A 16593-nucleotide genomic window follows, 5' to 3' on the forward strand; every position below is an offset into this window, starting at 1 on the left:
TTTATAAAATATCTTTACGTTTCTGAATAATATAAGTGATTACCCAATAAATCAAACTATGTAATAATAAAAATCCCCAATTTTTGAATAAATTGTTAAAAGTTGCTTCATAAACTTCTAAGGGAATGTCTATAGGAATGCTGACTGGATTAGGATTTAATGGGGATACGGAAGTTTCAGGAATCATTAATTCAATATTAACTAAACTTCCTAATGCGCCAACTGACCAACGACTAATCATTAACCATGAGAAAAATTTACCGATTCCTGTCATTTTAAATAGGACACCGGAAAAAATAATTTGAGGCAATAATAAAAGGGGCAAAGAACTATTAGATTGAGTGATATTTTTTACCAAACTAGAAATCATAATTCCTAGGCTTAGGGTGGAAAATAGAGTTAAAAATATAGTTATTTCTATGCCTAAAAACCAGTTAAAAACTTGATTTTCTGGAGATTTAAAAAAGATTAATATTACGACAGTGATCAGTAAACTTTGTAGGAAACTAAGCCCCCCTAACACGATTGCTTTTGAGCCTAAATAGGCCAATATTCCTAAATTAACTAATCGTTCCCGTTGATAAATTTGGGCTTCTTTGATGATTTCTTGCAAAGAACTTCCTAAACCTACCCAAATAGCGGCACAGGTAAAAACAAAGAGAACTTTTAATGATAAAGTCGCAAAGGTTGGATCATTATTTTCTGAGGAAATAAAGGGAATTTTTTCAGATAAAGCTAGTCTCATGAAAATAATTCCCAAGGGGGCAGTCAATAAAGATAAACTTAAATTAAGGGGATCTCTTGATAGTAATTTAACATAACGTTGAGACAGAATTGATAATTGTTGCCAGAGTGATCGCTTAACTTTTTGGGGAGGAGAATTATTAATAATTGGTTGTTGAACTTGAGGAAGATGATTGGTAATATAAGTTTGATAAAAATTCTGATCATTCTTCTTAAATCTTTCTGATTCTTGTTCAACTATATTTTGTTCTTCAAGATGAATATAAATATCCGAAAAATCCTGACTTTTTAAATTAAAAAATTGGTTGGTTTCTTGGGGAGGGCCAAAATAACAAAGATAACCTCCTTTACCTAAAAAAGCTAAGCGATCGCAGAGTTGAATATTTAGGGTTGTATGGGTAACTAAAATAATTGTTCTGCCTTCATTCGATAAATTTCTTAATAGTGTCATTATCTTTTTATCTAACCCTGGATCGAGTCCTGATGTGGGTTCATCTAGAAAGAAAAGTTTCGGATCAGCGAGTAATTCTACCCCAATACTTACCCGTTTTAATTGACCCCCACTTAAGGCTTTTACTAAAGTATTTTCACGCTCAACTAATTCGATTTGTTTTAAAGTTTTTTCCACTTCTTGATTGATATCAACATCAGCAGGTAAGCGTAATTTTGCCCCATAATATAAAACTTCTTTAACGGTTAAATTTTGATGGACAATATCATATTGAGGCACATAACCAATCAAAGTACGATAAATATTAAAGTTTTTACGGAGATCTTCACCATTTAATTCAACTACTCCATTTTGTATTGGCTCAATGCCTAATAATGTACGGAGTAAAGTTGATTTTCCTGCCCCACTTCCCCCTACTAAAGCAACAAATTGACCCGGTTCAACTGGGAATGAAATATCCTGTAATAATGGAATATCTTGTCCTTGTTTGTCTTTAACAATTCGTTGCAGATTTTTAGCATCAAGTCGAATATTGTCCCCCCGATCTGCAACAATTAAATTATCACCTTGTAAAATCAAAGTATAAGGGCCAATACGAATTCTTGCACCAGGAGGAAGTAGGGCTTTTCCTGTAACTTTTTGCTCATTGACAAACACCCCATTGGTACTACAATCTGTTAAAATATATTGTCCTTGAGCATTGCCATCAATAATGGCATGACGACGGGATACAGTCGAGGCATCTAATTGTAAATTTGCCATCGGATCTCTCCCTAATTCAACAGACTTATTTTTGAGAGAAATTACATTTTTTTGAGGAGGTTTACTGCCTTGAGAAGCATTAGGATTAGAATAGGTAATAACAATATAGTTCACGGGATTTTGTCCGATGGTGATTTCCATGCCATCTTGGAGTAAAAGTCCCGTTTGTGGGGTGATTAGGGTATTATTAAAAAAGAGACGATTGGTGCTGGCTTTGACTTGATTGCCATCAAAAATCCGGTAATCATCCCCTTCTTGACAAAAAGAAGCTTGACAACTACCAATAACCCGCCAAGGGTCATGATCAGGTACAATTAAATCAACTTGATTGGAATCTCTACCTAAACGATGAAGGGGACGAATTAAGTCAAACGGCCCCCAAATTTGACCCTGATTACTGATAGTAATGGTAGGATTATGAATTAAAACTGTCCGAGAGCCTAAAGGGGTATTCATAGAAATAATTAAAAGTCAATCTCAAGGAAGATACTGTCACATTTTTTAAAAAATTAATTATACTAAAAACAGTTAAGATAGAAGTTATCACTCAAGATCTGACTGAGCGATGAGCGAAAATATCTAAATTTGTCCCGTGTTTAATATTGATGGCAATGGTCAAAACTCCAGTTTCACCAACCCGTAAAGTTTCCAAGGTAGAAGGGATTAAGGAAAGCAGCAACTTTTTAAGAGAGCCGCTAGCAACCCAGCTTTTAGAAGATAGCACCCATTTTACAGAAGATGCAGTTCAAATCCTCAAATTTCATGGCTCTTATCAACAAGATAACCGAGATAATCGGGTTAAAGGACAAGAAAAAGACTATCAGTTTATGTTGCGTACCCGTAACCCAGGAGGGTTTATTCCGGCGCAACTCTATTCAACCTTAGATCGTCTCAGTGATGACTATGGCAATCATACCCTAAGAGTCACCACCCGTCAGGGCTTTCAGGTTCATGGTATTGTCAAGAAAGACTTAAAATCAGCGATCGCCGCCATTGTCAAGAGCATGGGATCAACCATGGGAGCTTGTGGGGATCTCAACCGCAATGTGATGGCTCCGCCGGCCCCCTTCAAAAATCGTCCAGAATATCAATACGCTTGGGAATACGCCGATAAAATAGCCGATTTACTGCGGCCCCAAACCGAAGCTTACTACGAAATTTGGCTAGATGGGGAAAAAATCATCAGCGCCGAAGAAGCCCCCGAAGTCACCGCGGCCCGCCAAAAAAACGGCACAGGCACCATTTTTAGTGAAACAGAAGAACCCATCTACGGGGAACATTATATGCCCCGTAAATTCAAATGCAGTGTCACCGTGCCAGGGGACAACTCCATTGATCTCTATACCCATGATGTCAGTCTCGTGGTGATGACGGATGAAACTGGCGAATTACAAGGGTTTAACATCCTGGCCGGGGGAGGCATGGGGCGCACCCACAACAAAGAAGAAACCTTCCCCAGATTAGCTGATCCCCTGGGTTATGTGGCTAAAGAGGATGTTTATGATTTCATGAAAGCCATTGTCGCCACCCAGCGAGACTACGGCGATCGCCACCAACGTCGTCACGCCCGCATGAAATACCTCCTAGAAGACTGGGGACTCGACAAATTCAGGGCCAAGGTGGAAGAATACTTTGGCAAGGCTCTAGACCCCTTTAAACCGCTGCCTGAGTGGAAATATCAAGACTATTTAGGATGGCACGAACAAGGAGACGGCAAGCTCTTTTTAGGTATTTCGGTGGAAAATGGCCGGGTTAAAGATGAGGGCAGCTTACAACTGAAAACCGCCCTCAAAAAAATAACCGAACAGTACAGCCTTCCCATGCGTCTGACGGCGAATCATAACATCATTTTCTATGAAATTGAGCCGAAGCATAAAGCCGGTATTAACACCATTTTGGCTAGTTGTGGCATCGTCAGCGATCCCGAAAAAATTGACCCCCTCACCCGCTATTCCATGGCTTGCCCCGCCTTGCCTACCTGTGGGTTAGCGATCGCCGAATCAGAACGGGTGTTACCAGGGATTATTGAGCGAATTAGAGCATTATTAAATCAATTGGGTTTAGAATCAGAAGAAATCGTCATCAGAATGACAGGCTGTCCCAACGGTTGCGCCCGCCCCTACATGGCAGAGTTAGGCTTTGTCGGCAGTGCGCCAGGGATGTATCAAATTTGGTTAGGAGGCGATCCCAACCAAACCCAGTTAGCACAACCCTACATCGAGAAACTGCCGGATCGGGAGATCGAAAGCTTTTTAGAACCCTTGTTGATGTATTTTAAGCAAGAGAAGATTGAGGGGGAAAGTTTTGGTCAATTTTGCAGTCGTGTCGGGTTTGAAGCCTTGCGGGCCTTTGCCGATAGTTATATCCCAGAAACCCCGAAAAAACCCCGTAGGATTCGGAAAAATGAGCATCGAGTAAGTATTCCTGATGAAATGTTTACCCGACTTAAGGAAGCCTCGACAGAAGCAAAACGGCCCATGAATCACATTGTCCAAGAAGCTTTAGAGGCTTATTTTGGACAAAAACAGTCGGATTAGGTAAAATTAAGAGTCGGGGCAGAATCAATCATGTCCCGACTAATTCATTCTGGCAGAGCTTAACCACAAACCCTACCCCTAGGGATAATTCATCAATTGTCCCTACAAAAAACAGAAATTGGGTCCGCGTTGCGTCAATCAGATGTAACGTGAAAGACTTGACAAAGGATGACTTGATCGCTTAATCTCAGCACTAAATTAACCAGCAACCATCAGTTAAATTTTAAGGAAAAAAAATGATCATCTTGGGTAAAGTTTTAATTTTCATGGCTTTGGGAGTTGTTGTCGCTAAATTTGTGGCTTCTTTCTTAGGAAAAGGGGATGTTTCCTGGTTAAATAAGCTTGTTACTGTTATCCTTTGCCTATTTATTGGCTTTGAGTTATATCAAATGAGTCAATTATTATTGGCGAAACCGTAAGCATAAACTTGAATTTAATGAAAGGGTTGAAGGAGAGACAAACAATGGAAACAAAAGGATTTTATATCTTAGCCAATGATGTCGTTTACGATCAATTAATTGCTTTATTGAATAGTATTGAAATCAATGTTAGTCAAGAGCTTCCTATTTGTATTATTCCCTATGATAATCGCTTAGACAAAGTTAAATCAGAAATCAAAAATCGTCCCAATCTCACCTTATTTGATAATCAAGAATCTATTAATAGGTGGGAAGAATTTGCCGATAAAGTTTGGGCTGCCCATCCCCGAAATAGAGAAAGTAAGGCAACCCGTCCCCGTTGGTATAAAGGACATTTACAAAGGAAATTTGTGGCTTTTGATGGAGAGTTTGATCACTTTGTTTTTTATGAAGCAGATAACTTAGCCATGAAACCTGTAGATGATGTTTTTGAGAAGTTAAATAACTATGATTTTGTCTTTAATGACTGGGAACATCGTAAACCTACAGAAACAGCAGCTTTAAATATTCCACTGATTGAAAAGAGTGGTTGTTATACCGATGCTGAAGTTAGACCAAAAATTCATGATGCCAGCTTTTTTGGCGGCAAAAAAGGTTTATTTCCTTCTCAAGAATTGGCGGAATTAGAAAATAAATTAATTAATCAAAGAGAAGTCGAATGGATTAATAGTATTGGATGGTGGGATGATGTTTTTCTCTTTAATTATCTAACCTTGCGCTGTGAACGTCCGATCTATAACTTTACCCAAAGTCCCAACGGACAGGAAAGAACCGGAAATTGTGCCGATAGAGATCCTTTTGTGAACATCGATAATGTACTTTATAATGAACAGGGATTAAAACCTATTCATCGTATTCATTATATGAATTATTCTTCTGCTGATTTTGTCCGTTTATGTCAAGGAGAAGATGTTAATATTTGCTATCAAGATATCTTTTTACATTATCGTTTCCTGAAAAATCCTGAACAAAAACCAACTCAATTAGTTCCCGCAAATTCATTGACAAAAGCAACGCGAAAATTTCAAGGAATTGTTAGCAAAATTAAACGCACTATTTCTTAGAAAACTATGCCTAAAGTTACTGTTTGTATTCCTACTTATAATCGTTCCCATTTCCTGATTTATGCCGTTAATAGTGTTCTTAATCAAACTTATAAAGATTTTGAACTAATTATCTGCGATGACGCTTCTCCTGATGATACCCCCCAAGTTGTTGAGGGGTTTAACGATGAGAGAATTCGCTATATTCGTCATCCCAAAAACATCGGGAGAAGTCGTAATATGCGATCTGGTTTTGAAGCATCTCAAGGGGAATATTTTATTAAATTTGATGATGATGATGCTTTAACCCCTGAATTTTTAGAGAAAACAGTAACAATTTTAGACGAAAATTCTACCGTTAATTTTGTTTGTACCAGTCATTGGATTATTAATAAAAATCATGAACGGATAGAGTCAGCAACGAAAGAAAATGTTACTAGATGGGGTAAAGATAAAATAAAACAAGGGATTATTCAAGATTTAGATTGGCAAACTTTTTATCATCAAAGTTTACAAGTTGGATCAACTTTATTTCGTCATAACTGTTTAAAAGAAGTTGATTATATGCGTCCACAAGCTGACGGATGTGAGGATTTTGATTTATTAGTTAGGTTAGCTTTAATCGGTAAAATTGGTTATTTTTTACCAGAGTTTTTAATGGAATATCGCTTTCATGGGGGACAAACCAGCTTAGGGCAAAATCTCCACTTTTTAAAAGCTAAATTATTCTGTATTGAAAGTTATCAATTTACAGATCAGGAATTAGAAAAACAACGCATTATTAAATTAGCACAAACTCAACAAGATTTAGGATTAAGATTAATTGAAAAAGGAGAAAGTAAAGAAGGACGAAAACTTTTAGAAGCTTCCAAACTGGTTTTAGGCAGTTCTAAACGTACCAATTTTGGTCTACTTATTTCCTATATACCCTTGAATCTTCGTCAGTTTATTTTACAAATATTTCGGCAAGTTCGCTCAAAAGATTACACTGAAAAAGTTCGCTCACAAACCACCTAGGATTAGTCATATTATGGGATTATTAATTGATGGAATTTGGCATGATCAATGGTATGATACCAAAAGCACAGGAGGTCGTTTTGTTCGTCAATCTTCCCAATTTCGTAATTGGGTAACAGTAGACGGAAAAGATGGATTTAAAGCAGAATCTCAACGTTATCATCTCTATGTTTCTTATGCTTGTCCTTGGGCCCATAGAACCCTGATTTTTCGTGCTATTAAAGGACTAGAAGATATTATTTCTGTTTCCGTTGTCCACTGGTTTATGGGAGAATTTGGCTGGACATTTGAACCAGGAGAGGGAGTAATTTATGATCAGATAAATCAGTCCAAATATTTATACGAAGTTTATACAAAAGCAGATCAAAATTATACAGGAAGGGTGACAGTCCCCATACTTTGGGATAAAAAAACTAATCAAATAGTCAATAATGAATCTTCTGAAATTATCCGAATATTTAACAGTGAATTCGATCATTTGGGGGCCAAAGCTGGAGATTATTACCCAAAAGAATTACGGGAAGAAATTGATGCAGTGAATGAAAGAATTTATAATACGGTTAATAATGGGGTCTATAAAGCAGGGTTTGCCACTACACAAGAAGCATATCAAGAGGGGGTTATTCCCTTATTTGAAACCTTAGACTGGATAGAAGAAAGATTATCTAATTCGCGCTATTTAATGGGGGATAAATTAACCGAGGCAGACTGGCGTTTATTTACTACCTTAGTGCGGTTTGATGCGGTGTATGTGGGTCATTTTAAGTGCAATAAGTGCCGAATTGTTGATTATCCGAATTTATGGGGTTATCTAAGAGAATTATATCAAATTCCTCAAGTCGCAGAAACCGTGAATTTTAAACACATTAAAGGTCATTATTACCAAAGTCATAAAACTATTAATCCCACAGGAATTGTTCCCATTGGCCCTGACATTGATTTTAGTCAACCTCATGGAAGGGAGCAGATGGTTTAAAGGAAGTTTAAGGAGGGACGTTTTTTAAACAACTCCTCATGATTGACTGATAACTAACTAATATACTTGGGACCCTTATAAATTTGTTTAGATCCTTTAGTAATATAAATCCAACCTAAATTTTGGAGACGATAAATAAGGTTAGATATGGTGACACATAATTCATCAGCTATGGCATAAAGATGCTTCCAAATGGTTAAATCTCGACCTTTTCTACACTCATGTAATTTATAGTCTGGCATGAGTAAACAACCAGCAAAATATTGGGCTTGCCATTCTCTCCTGTCATCTTGTATTTTTAACTTAATTTTATGAATATTTTCTTCTCCAGTCACCCGACATAAAAAACTTTTCTCTTCAGTTAAAGAATTTAAGGATAATTCTAATTGTTGAATTAATCCATCCCCTTCATCTTGATTAATATGCAGTTCCCAATGTCCAATCTCATGTGCAATTGTTGATTGTTGAAATCCTTTATTATTTTTCAATTCACTAATATTTTCATTTAAAGTAATCAGACGTTTTGAAGGTTCAATCTTAGCGACAATTTGTCCCTGATTATCATTAGGAATAATTTCCCAAAGCGTATTTAAGTCTAAAACATCAAGAAGATGGTGAGTGATTCCTGCCCCCCAGTTCAGGGGATAATTATCATTTTTGGCTTGGGTTAAAAGCTGATTTGCTTTTTCTTCAATAATCTGTTTGGGGTAAAATGTGTAAGGTTTAATAATGCTCATAACGTTATTAATTTTTAATTTTTTCAACACAAAACATCATCATTCAGAGCAATTTTTTCTAAAAATATTTGCTTAGATCCTTTAGGAATATAAATCCATCCTAATTCTTGTAAGTGATAAACAAGATTAGATATCGTTACACCAAGTTCATCAGCAATACCATAAAGATGTCGCCAATTAGTTAAATCCCGTCCTTTGATAACTTCCCGTAATTGAGATATTTCTATGAGAGAAGTATCAACAGTTTTAGCAATAATTTTCTCTAGCCTTTTTAGTTCAGAAGTCGCTTCCAGTAGTTTGATTTTTAGGATTTGGTTTTCCTTTTGTAATTTCGCTATCTGTTCCTCTCTTGCTTTGACTAAAGAGTCTAGACTGGGATTTTCTCGAACTCGTCGAAATAAAGCATTCATTTCTTGAGGATTTGCTTTAATCAGTTCTTCAAATGCTTGTGAGTCTTGTTGAGTCATTTTACCAGCAAGATAGGTTAATTCTTCAGTATTTAACTCTAAATGCTTTGCTAAAGAATCGATGATTTTGGGACTTGGTTCAACTCGATCATTCTCTAGTTTAGACAGGTAAGTGTGATCAACACCAATTAAATCAGCAACATCTCGCTGACTTAACCGCTTTTTTCGGCGAGATTGCAAAATAGTCTTGCCAAAGCTCATCGTTTCGTTTATATTCATGGTTATTTTAGCTGGTGCTATGCCTGTTGTCTAGAGACATACATATTCCCTAATTGAGTGGACAACTACAGCATACCTGACTTGAAAAAAAAAATCAAGTTTATATATCTTGATATTAAAGTGTTGCACTTTTAATTCATATTGATTATATTAGTACAACAAGCACTCCTAAAAAAATATAGGTTGAATAAAAAAATCAACCTAAGTATATGTGCTTAATTTTGATGAAATTAGAATAAAATGGAAAAAATCTGCAATTTTGCCAGTTATAACCTTCTATCCTTGTTTTCTCCCCCATTAGGACAGGAATACTGGCATTGTGACATGAAACGGGGGTTTATCAAAGCGAGAAAACGAGATCTCCAAGTTAAAGCATTATTAGAACAAGATAGTATTCCTCAAGCGATCGGTCTTTTAGCGCAACAAGGGGTTTATGAATTCCATCATGATCCTTTAATGTTGTATCGAAAAGATGCAGTTGAAAAGATTTCAGATATTTTAAATCTATCTCAAGTATCAGACATTGTACAAAAAAGGGTAATAAAAGTTCTTGAGAAGTATCAAGAATATCCAATTTTATTCGACAAAAAAATTATTCAATTAAACCGAGGAGATGAAGGATTTCCTAAGCCAATTTTAATTAATTATGATAATTACAAATTCAATTTATATGCTGCTATTGACTGCATTTTTCAAGAGTCTGACGGGAGAATTCATATTCTAGATTTCAAAACGGGTCAATCAGATTTTGATAGAAGACAAGCTTATATTTATTTATTAGCTGCTCAATATCTTTATCCCAATCATCAGGCAATTGCTTCATTTTATAACTTAGAAACAGGTGTTTTATCTCAAGTAATTACAGCAACACCTAATCAGTTAAAAGCCATGTTAAAGCAATTAATTAAACTTTCTAAAAAACATCAATCACAACTTAAATATTATTGGAAGAACAAACAAAACTTCAATAAAATTTTCTCTCCTAACCCTGGTTTACCTTGTCGATATTGTCCCTTTAATTCCATTTGTGAGTTTTCTACTATTGAGGTTTCAGCATAATGAGTAATCAACCCAAAAATCATGCTCTAAGTGAAGTTTTTCCTTTAAGAATCATTCAATGTAATGCAACCGGATTTCGTCTGACTCCTTCTATTGATAAAGAACTAGGAAATCGTTTAAGTTTTCGATTTTCTCAACAGTTTCCTGGAGTCGTTGTCATTTGGAATCAGGATACTTTCTTTATATTAGGTCAATTAAATATAAAACTTCCAAGTCAAGAGGAATGGAAGCAAGCATTAGCAGAGATTCAAAAAATTGATGATTTTAAGCGTTATTATTGGTCATTTCAATGGCTAAATAAACCCCAAATAACCCCTGAAATTCTTGGTAAGTTATCTGCTCAAATTTTCACGATTAATCGACCTTTTGATTCCGTAGAGGTTTATGAAAAAAAGCAAGTCGTCATTAGAAGAGAGATTGAGTTTTGGTCTGAGATCATTGAATTACAAGATACAGTTACAGCAGGGATTACTTTAACCCTTAAAAGTCCAATTAAATTCAAAGGTACACTAGCTAATTTTTTTGAAAATCATCCTGAACGTCAAGATCCTGATAAGGTTTTAATGGGTTTAAAAGTCAAAGGTATAGATTTTGATTTTAATGGTTTAGGTACAATTGTAGGGTTGGCTGGAACTGTTGGAGAACATCAAGATAAACTAATAGAAATGGCAGCAGGTTCAACGAGTAAAGAAGCTTTAAGAAATGCACCACCAGAGCAACCTCTTGTTTTAGTCAAATTTAGTCGTAATAATAAACAATATCCTTATGCAATGGCAGCTTTAAATCCTGCCATCACAGCAGAAACTGCACCCCTATTAGACTTAGATTATGGAGAATTACTCAAATATACTAAAATCACAGATTTTAAAGAAAGACAAGATTTATTAAAAAAGGCTCAAGAAAAAGCAGATACTTTCCTGATTAAATATGGGTTAAAGCTAGAAAGATCTGTTAATAGTTATGATTATTCTCAAAATTTTCTTTTTCCTAAAAAATCTATTAATCAAACCTTACTTTTATTTGGTAATGGTGTGATTAAACCTCAAGGGGATATTCTTAAAGGATTAAAAGAAGGAGGGGTTTTTAAACGTCATCGAGATTTTTTTCCGCAAGAATTTGGTTCATCAGAAGAAATCAAGATTTCTGTGCTGAAATTATATGATATAAACCTTGATCCTTTTATCGATCAAGTTCAACGACGTTTAAGGGATTATAAATTTGAAAGTGATATTATTGAGCAAAAATATTTTCCTATTCAAGATGAGATAAAGGGGGAAATGCGAGTTAATCTTGAAAAAACAGTTGATGGATTAATTGAGTTTGATCCCGACATTCTTTTAGTCTTTCTTCCTGAAAGTGATCGCTATGCAAATAATTACAAAGCAGGAAGTTTTTATGAGCAAATCTATGCACAATTACTTAGACGAAAGATTGCCAGTCAATTTATTTATGAAGATACCTTCAAAAAAGTCAATCCTAGCTTTATTTTATCTCAGATAGTCCCTGGAATTTTAGCTAAGTTAGGTAATTTACCCTTTGTCTTAGCTGAACCTTTAAGCATTGCTGACTATTTTATTGGGTTAGATATTTCTCGAAAAAAAAAGCAGAAATCTCCAGGAACTATCAATGCTTGTGCAAGTATTCGTCTTTATGGAGCAAGAGGAGAATTTATTAATTATCAATTAGAAGGTGATTTTATTGAAGGAGAAGAAATTCCTCAGCGATTTTTAGAAAAATTGCTACCTCATAATACATTGAGCGATAAAACTATATTAATCTATCGAGATGGACGATTTGCTGGGGAAGAAGTTAATAATTTATTAGAGAGATCTGAAGCTATCAATAGTCAGTTAATATTAGTAGAATGCAGAAAGTCTCAAATTCCGAGATTATATAACGTGAATAATCAAACAATTGATGTACCAGAACCCGGTTTATCGTTAAAAATGTCCTCTCATGAAGCTATTTTAGTAACCACTAAAGTTGAGAAAAAAATTGGGTTAGCGCGTCCTTTACGTTTAAGCATTCGACAACAAGGAAAACAAGTTCTTATTGAGGATGTTATAGACACCACCTTAAAGTTAACCTTATTACATCATGGCGCATTAAAAACACCTCGTTTACCCATGCCGTTACATGGTGCTGATAAAATGGCAGGATTACGCTTAAAAGGCATTTATCCGTCCAAAATGTTAGAAGGCGATCGCCAGTTTTGGCTATAGTGTAAGTTCTATTCATGGTGGGTTCAGTAATGATTCCTTTATAATATAAGTAAGACTGTTACAAAACTTCACAGGTTAGGGATATGCCACGCATCGTTGTCATTACTGGGTTTGAATCATTTAACATTGAATTGTACCGTCAAGCAGCACAATTAGCTCAGTCGCGCTGTCCTGATTTAAATATACAGGTATTTAGCGATCGCTCTCTTTCTCAAGAACCAGAAATTATTGAGAATGCCCTGAAAGATGCAGATGTCTTTTTTGCTAGTTTAATCTTTGATTATGATCAAGTTATTTGGTTAAGAGAAAGGGCAAAAAATATCCCCATTCGTTTAGTTTTTGAATCAGCATTAGAATTAATTAGTTTGACTCAGTTGGGTAAATTTGTCATTGGGGATAAACCAAAAGGAATGCCTAAACCCATTCAATTTATTCTCAGTAAATTTTCTAGTGGGAAAGAAGAAGATAAACTCGCAGGTTATTTAAGTTTTCTCAAAATTGGCCCCAAATTACTCAAATTTATTCCTGCTAAAAAAGTTCAAGATTTACGCAACTGGTTAATTATTTATGGTTATTGGAATGCGGGTGGTACTGAAAATTTTGCCGCCATGTGTTGGACAATAGCTGATAAATATTTGGGTTTACAAGTAGGGGAAATTCCCGAACCTATCGAAACCCCTAATATGGGGTTACTCCATCCTGACTATGACGGTTATTTTACTTCTCCCCGTGACTATTTAAACTGGTATCAACAAGAAAAATCCCTAGATTTACCAATTGTTGCCATTTTATTATATCGTAAGCACGTTATTACCAAACAGCCCTATATTCCCCAATTAATTCATTTTTTTGAAGAGCAAGGATTGATACCTGTTCCCATTTTTATTAACGGAGTTGAAGGTCATGTAATTGTTAGAGATTGGTTAACTACAACTTATGAAACCCAACAAAGACAATTAGGAAATATAGAAATCAAATCTTTATCAAAAGATGCCATAGAAGTAGATGCAATTGTCTCTACCATAGGCTTTCCTTTAGTGGGAGGCCCAGCAGGTTCAATGGAAGCAGGGCGACAAGTAGAGGTAGCCAAACGCATTTTAACGGCAAAAAATATCCCTTATTTAGTAGCTGCACCCTTGTTAATTCAAGATATTTATTCTTGGACAAGACAAGGAATTGGGGGTTTACAAAGTGTGGTTTTATATGCCCTTCCTGAGTTAGATGGGGCGATAGATACTATTGCTTTAGGGGGGTTAGTAGGTAATGATATTTATCTGATTCCTGAACGAGTTAAACGGTTAACAGGAAGGCTTAAAAATTGGATTAATTTACGTCAAACTGCACCTAAAGATCGGAAAATTGCTGTAATTTTATATGGGTTTCCTCCTGGATATGGGGCAACGGGAACGGCAGCTTTATTAAATGTTCCTCGTAGTTTATTAAAGTTATTACAAGAGCTAGAAAAACAAGGTTATAATATTGGGGGATTGCCCGAAGATGGAGAGGTTTTAATTGATAAAGTTAAAGAAGCAGATGAGGCAATTATCTCGCGCAAAGATGCCGAGATGCAAAGGAATGGAGGAGCAACAGTTAATGTTAGAAAGTTAGAAGAATGGCTAGGATATTTGTTAACAACGCGCATAGAGAAGCAGTGGAAATCGTTAACAGAGACAGGTATTAAGACTTATGGTGATGAGTTTCAAATTGGGGGAATTCAGTTAGGAAATGTTTGGATCGGAGTGCAACCCCCGTTAGGAATTTCTGGTGATCCTATGCGGTTAATGTTTGAAAAAGATTTGACTCCTCATCCTCAATATGCAGCCTTTTATAAGTGGTTACAAAATGATTTTTGTGCCGATGCTGTTGTACATTTTGGGATGCACGGAACGGTGGAATGGTTGCCTGGTTCACCTTTAGGAAATACGGGGTATTCTTGGTCAGATATTTTGTTAGGTGATATCCCTAATTTATATATTTATGCTGCCAATAATCCCTCAGAGTCTATATTAGCAAAACGACGAGGTTATGGGGTGTTAATTTCTCATAATGTGCCGCCTTATGGACGTGCAGGGTTGTATAAAGAATTGATGACACTGCGAGAGTTAATTGCTGAATATAGAGAAGATCCTGAAAAAAATGATCTGTTAAAACAGGGTATTTGTCAGAAGATTGTTGATTCTGGTTTGGCAGCAGATTGTAAGTTTGAAGAAGGGCAAAAATTAGGAATTGATTTCACGGTTGAAAATGCAAAATTGTTTAGTAAACACGCATTAAATGATTATTTTGTCAAGGTTTATGAATACTTACAAATTGTTGAGCAACGATTATTTTCTTCGGGGTTACACACTCTTGGAAAAGTGCCAGATCAAGAAGAATTAGACTCCTATTTAGAGGCTTATTTTGGGGAGAAATTAACGGAAAGAGAAAGACAAGCAATTACCTCTGAGTTGCCAGAATTACAATATATTTTAGAATCAGCTAATGGACGCTCAGAAACCATTAAAGAAGCCATTTATATCAGAGATTTACTCAAACAAACTCCCGATGAGTTAACTAATTTACTACGGGGATTAAATGGTGAATATATTCCTCCTGCACCTGGAGGAGATTTGCTCAGAGACGGGTCTGGAGTGTTACCTACAGGACGAAATATACACGCCTTAGATCCTTACAGAATGCCGTCTCCTGCTGCTTATGAACGAGGCCGAGAAATTGCCAAGAAAACTATTCAACAGCATCTAGAAGAACATGGCAATTATCCTGAAACGATTGCAGTTTTGTTATGGGGTTTAGACGCTATTAAGACTAAGGGTGAATCTTTAGGTATTCTACTAGAATTAGTAGGAGCAGAACCCATCAAAGAAGGGACGGGACGGGTTGTTCGTTATGAATTAAGATCAGTCGAAACATTAGAACATCCGAGAATTGATGTATTAGCAAATTTATCAGGCATTTTCCGAGATACTTTTGTTAATATTATTGAATTATTAGATGATTTATTTCAACGTGCAGCAACAGCAGATGAACCCCCAGAAAAGAACTTTATTCGTAAACATTATTTACAGTTAAAACAACAAGGGGTAGAAAATGCTTCAGCGCGATTATTTTCTAATCCTGCGGGAGATTTTGGCTCATTAGTTAATGATCAAGTGGTTGACGGTAACTGGGAATCTGGGGATGAATTAGCTAATACTTGGGAAAAAAGAAATGTCTTTAGTTATGGACGAAAAGATAAGGGACAAGCAAGACCAGAAATTCTCAATCAACTGTTACAAACCAGTGAAAGAATTGTCCAAGAAATTGACTCCGTAGAATACGGTTTAACCGACATTCAAGAATACTATGGTAATACAGGAGGATTAAAATTAGCCGCAGAAAGACAAAGCGGTAAAAAAGTAACTGCGAGTTTTGTAGAAAGCTTTTCTAAAGATACAACCCCCCGCAAATTAGAAGACTTATTACGCTTAGAATATCGTACAAAGTTACTAAATCCCAAATGGGCCCAAGCAATGGTTAACCAGGGTTCAGGAGGGGCCTATGAAGTTTCTCAACGCATGACAGCGTTAATTGGATGGGGAGGAACGGCAGATTTTAAGGATAATTGGGTATATGATCAAGCTGCACAAACCTACGCTTTAGATCAGGAAATGGCGGAAAAATTACGCAAAGCAAACCCTGAAGCGTTTCGTAATATTGTGGGACGAATGATCGAAGCAAATGGCAGAGGTTTCTGGGATACTGATGAGGAAACCTTGGAAAAATTGCGTAATTTATATGATTTAACTGAAGAAGAATTAGAAGGAGTTACAATAAGTTAGAACTCATGGCGATCGCCTTGTAAAAATTGAAAAGTAAACTTGAAGAAAACCTGACTCAACTATCATTGAGACTAAGGGACTAAAACAAGATACAATAAAAAAAGAAATTAGAAAAACCGTCT

11 protein-coding genes are annotated in these 16593 nt (G+C 36.0%); 8 read left to right on the forward strand and 3 right to left on the reverse strand.

Annotation, left to right across the window (positions count from 1 at the left end):
* Position 1: 1 nt before the first annotated feature.
* Positions 2-2413: an ATP-binding cassette domain-containing protein gene (locus tag VB691_RS06675; protein WP_323290697.1), complete on the reverse strand. Its 2412-nt coding sequence runs from the start codon at positions 2411-2413 to the stop codon at positions 2-4.
* Positions 2414-2568: 155 nt separating this feature from the next.
* Between VB691_RS06675 and sir the strand changes: the two genes are divergently transcribed.
* The 5 genes from sir to VB691_RS06700 all read left to right on the forward strand — a co-directional run bounded on the left by sir (position 2569) and on the right by VB691_RS06700 (position 7949).
* Complete coding sequence (sir, locus tag VB691_RS06680) at positions 2569-4494, forward strand: sulfite reductase, ferredoxin dependent (RefSeq protein ID WP_323290698.1); 1926 nt, start codon at positions 2569-2571, stop codon at positions 4492-4494.
* Between the two features lie 236 nt (positions 4495-4730).
* Positions 4731-4913, forward strand: coding sequence for a hypothetical protein (locus tag VB691_RS06685; RefSeq protein WP_416244798.1), 183 nt, complete (start codon positions 4731-4733; stop codon positions 4911-4913).
* A gap of 44 nt (positions 4914-4957) precedes the next feature.
* Positions 4958-5977 carry an Npun_R2821/Npun_R2822 family protein gene (locus VB691_RS06690; protein ID WP_323290699.1) on the forward strand — a complete coding sequence of 340 codons (1020 nt, stop codon included), beginning with the start codon at positions 4958-4960 and terminating at the stop codon, positions 5975-5977.
* 6 nt (positions 5978-5983) lie between these two features.
* Positions 5984-6973: a glycosyltransferase family 2 protein gene (locus VB691_RS06695; protein WP_323290700.1), complete on the forward strand. Its 990-nt coding sequence runs from the start codon at positions 5984-5986 to the stop codon at positions 6971-6973.
* A gap of 13 nt (positions 6974-6986) precedes the next feature.
* Positions 6987-7949 (forward strand): glutathione S-transferase family protein, encoded by a 963-nt coding sequence (locus tag VB691_RS06700; protein ID WP_323290701.1) that lies wholly within the window; start codon positions 6987-6989, stop codon positions 7947-7949.
* A 53-nt stretch (positions 7950-8002) separates the two neighbouring features.
* Here VB691_RS06700 and VB691_RS06705 read toward each other — a convergent pair whose 3' ends face one another.
* Positions 8003-8686, reverse strand: coding sequence for an ImmA/IrrE family metallo-endopeptidase (locus tag VB691_RS06705; protein WP_323290702.1), 684 nt, complete (start codon positions 8684-8686; stop codon positions 8003-8005).
* Positions 8687-8709: 23 nt separating this feature from the next.
* Positions 8710-9372: a helix-turn-helix domain-containing protein gene (locus VB691_RS06710; protein WP_323290703.1), complete on the reverse strand. Its 663-nt coding sequence runs from the start codon at positions 9370-9372 to the stop codon at positions 8710-8712.
* A gap of 240 nt (positions 9373-9612) precedes the next feature.
* On the opposite strand from VB691_RS06710, the gene VB691_RS06715 reads away from it, so the two are divergent.
* The 3 genes from VB691_RS06715 (at position 9613) to bchH (ending at position 16471) form a co-directional block, all read left to right on the forward strand.
* Positions 9613-10431, forward strand: coding sequence for a PD-(D/E)XK nuclease family protein (locus tag VB691_RS06715; protein WP_323290704.1), 819 nt, complete (start codon positions 9613-9615; stop codon positions 10429-10431).
* The gene (locus VB691_RS06720) at positions 10431-12653 is read left to right on the forward strand and encodes a Piwi domain-containing protein (protein WP_323290705.1); all 2223 of its coding nucleotides are present in this window, start codon (positions 10431-10433) and stop codon (positions 12651-12653) included. Before VB691_RS06715 ends, VB691_RS06720 begins: the two co-directional genes overlap by 1 nt.
* An 83-nt stretch (positions 12654-12736) precedes the next feature.
* Positions 12737-16471: a magnesium chelatase subunit H gene (gene bchH / locus VB691_RS06725; protein WP_323290706.1), complete on the forward strand. Its 3735-nt coding sequence runs from the start codon at positions 12737-12739 to the stop codon at positions 16469-16471.
* The last annotated feature ends 122 nt before the right edge of the window (positions 16472-16593 follow it).

The sequence above is a fragment of the Crocosphaera sp. XPORK-15E genome, from assembly GCF_034931425.1.
Lineage (GTDB): Bacteria > Cyanobacteriota > Cyanobacteriia > Cyanobacteriales > Microcystaceae > UHCC-0190.

Coding starts and splice junctions, on each gene's coding strand:
- sir (WP_323290698.1), top strand. CDS start 2,569: ATGGTCAAAACTCCAGTTTCACCAACCCGTAAAGTTTCCAAGGTAGAA.
- VB691_RS06675 (WP_323290697.1), bottom strand. CDS start 2,413: ATGAATACCCCTTTAGGCTCTCGGACAGTTTTAATTCATAATCCTACC.
- VB691_RS06710 (WP_323290703.1), bottom strand. CDS start 9,372: ATGAATATAAACGAAACGATGAGCTTTGGCAAGACTATTTTGCAATCT.
- bchH (WP_323290706.1), top strand. CDS start 12,737: ATGCCACGCATCGTTGTCATTACTGGGTTTGAATCATTTAACATTGAA.
- VB691_RS06720 (WP_323290705.1), top strand. CDS start 10,431: ATGAGTAATCAACCCAAAAATCATGCTCTAAGTGAAGTTTTTCCTTTA.
- VB691_RS06695 (WP_323290700.1), top strand. CDS start 5,984: ATGCCTAAAGTTACTGTTTGTATTCCTACTTATAATCGTTCCCATTTC.
- VB691_RS06685 (WP_416244798.1), top strand. CDS start 4,731: ATGATCATCTTGGGTAAAGTTTTAATTTTCATGGCTTTGGGAGTTGTT.
- VB691_RS06715 (WP_323290704.1), top strand. CDS start 9,613: ATGGAAAAAATCTGCAATTTTGCCAGTTATAACCTTCTATCCTTGTTT.
- VB691_RS06690 (WP_323290699.1), top strand. CDS start 4,958: ATGGAAACAAAAGGATTTTATATCTTAGCCAATGATGTCGTTTACGAT.
- VB691_RS06705 (WP_323290702.1), bottom strand. CDS start 8,686: ATGAGCATTATTAAACCTTACACATTTTACCCCAAACAGATTATTGAA.
- VB691_RS06700 (WP_323290701.1), top strand. CDS start 6,987: ATGGGATTATTAATTGATGGAATTTGGCATGATCAATGGTATGATACC.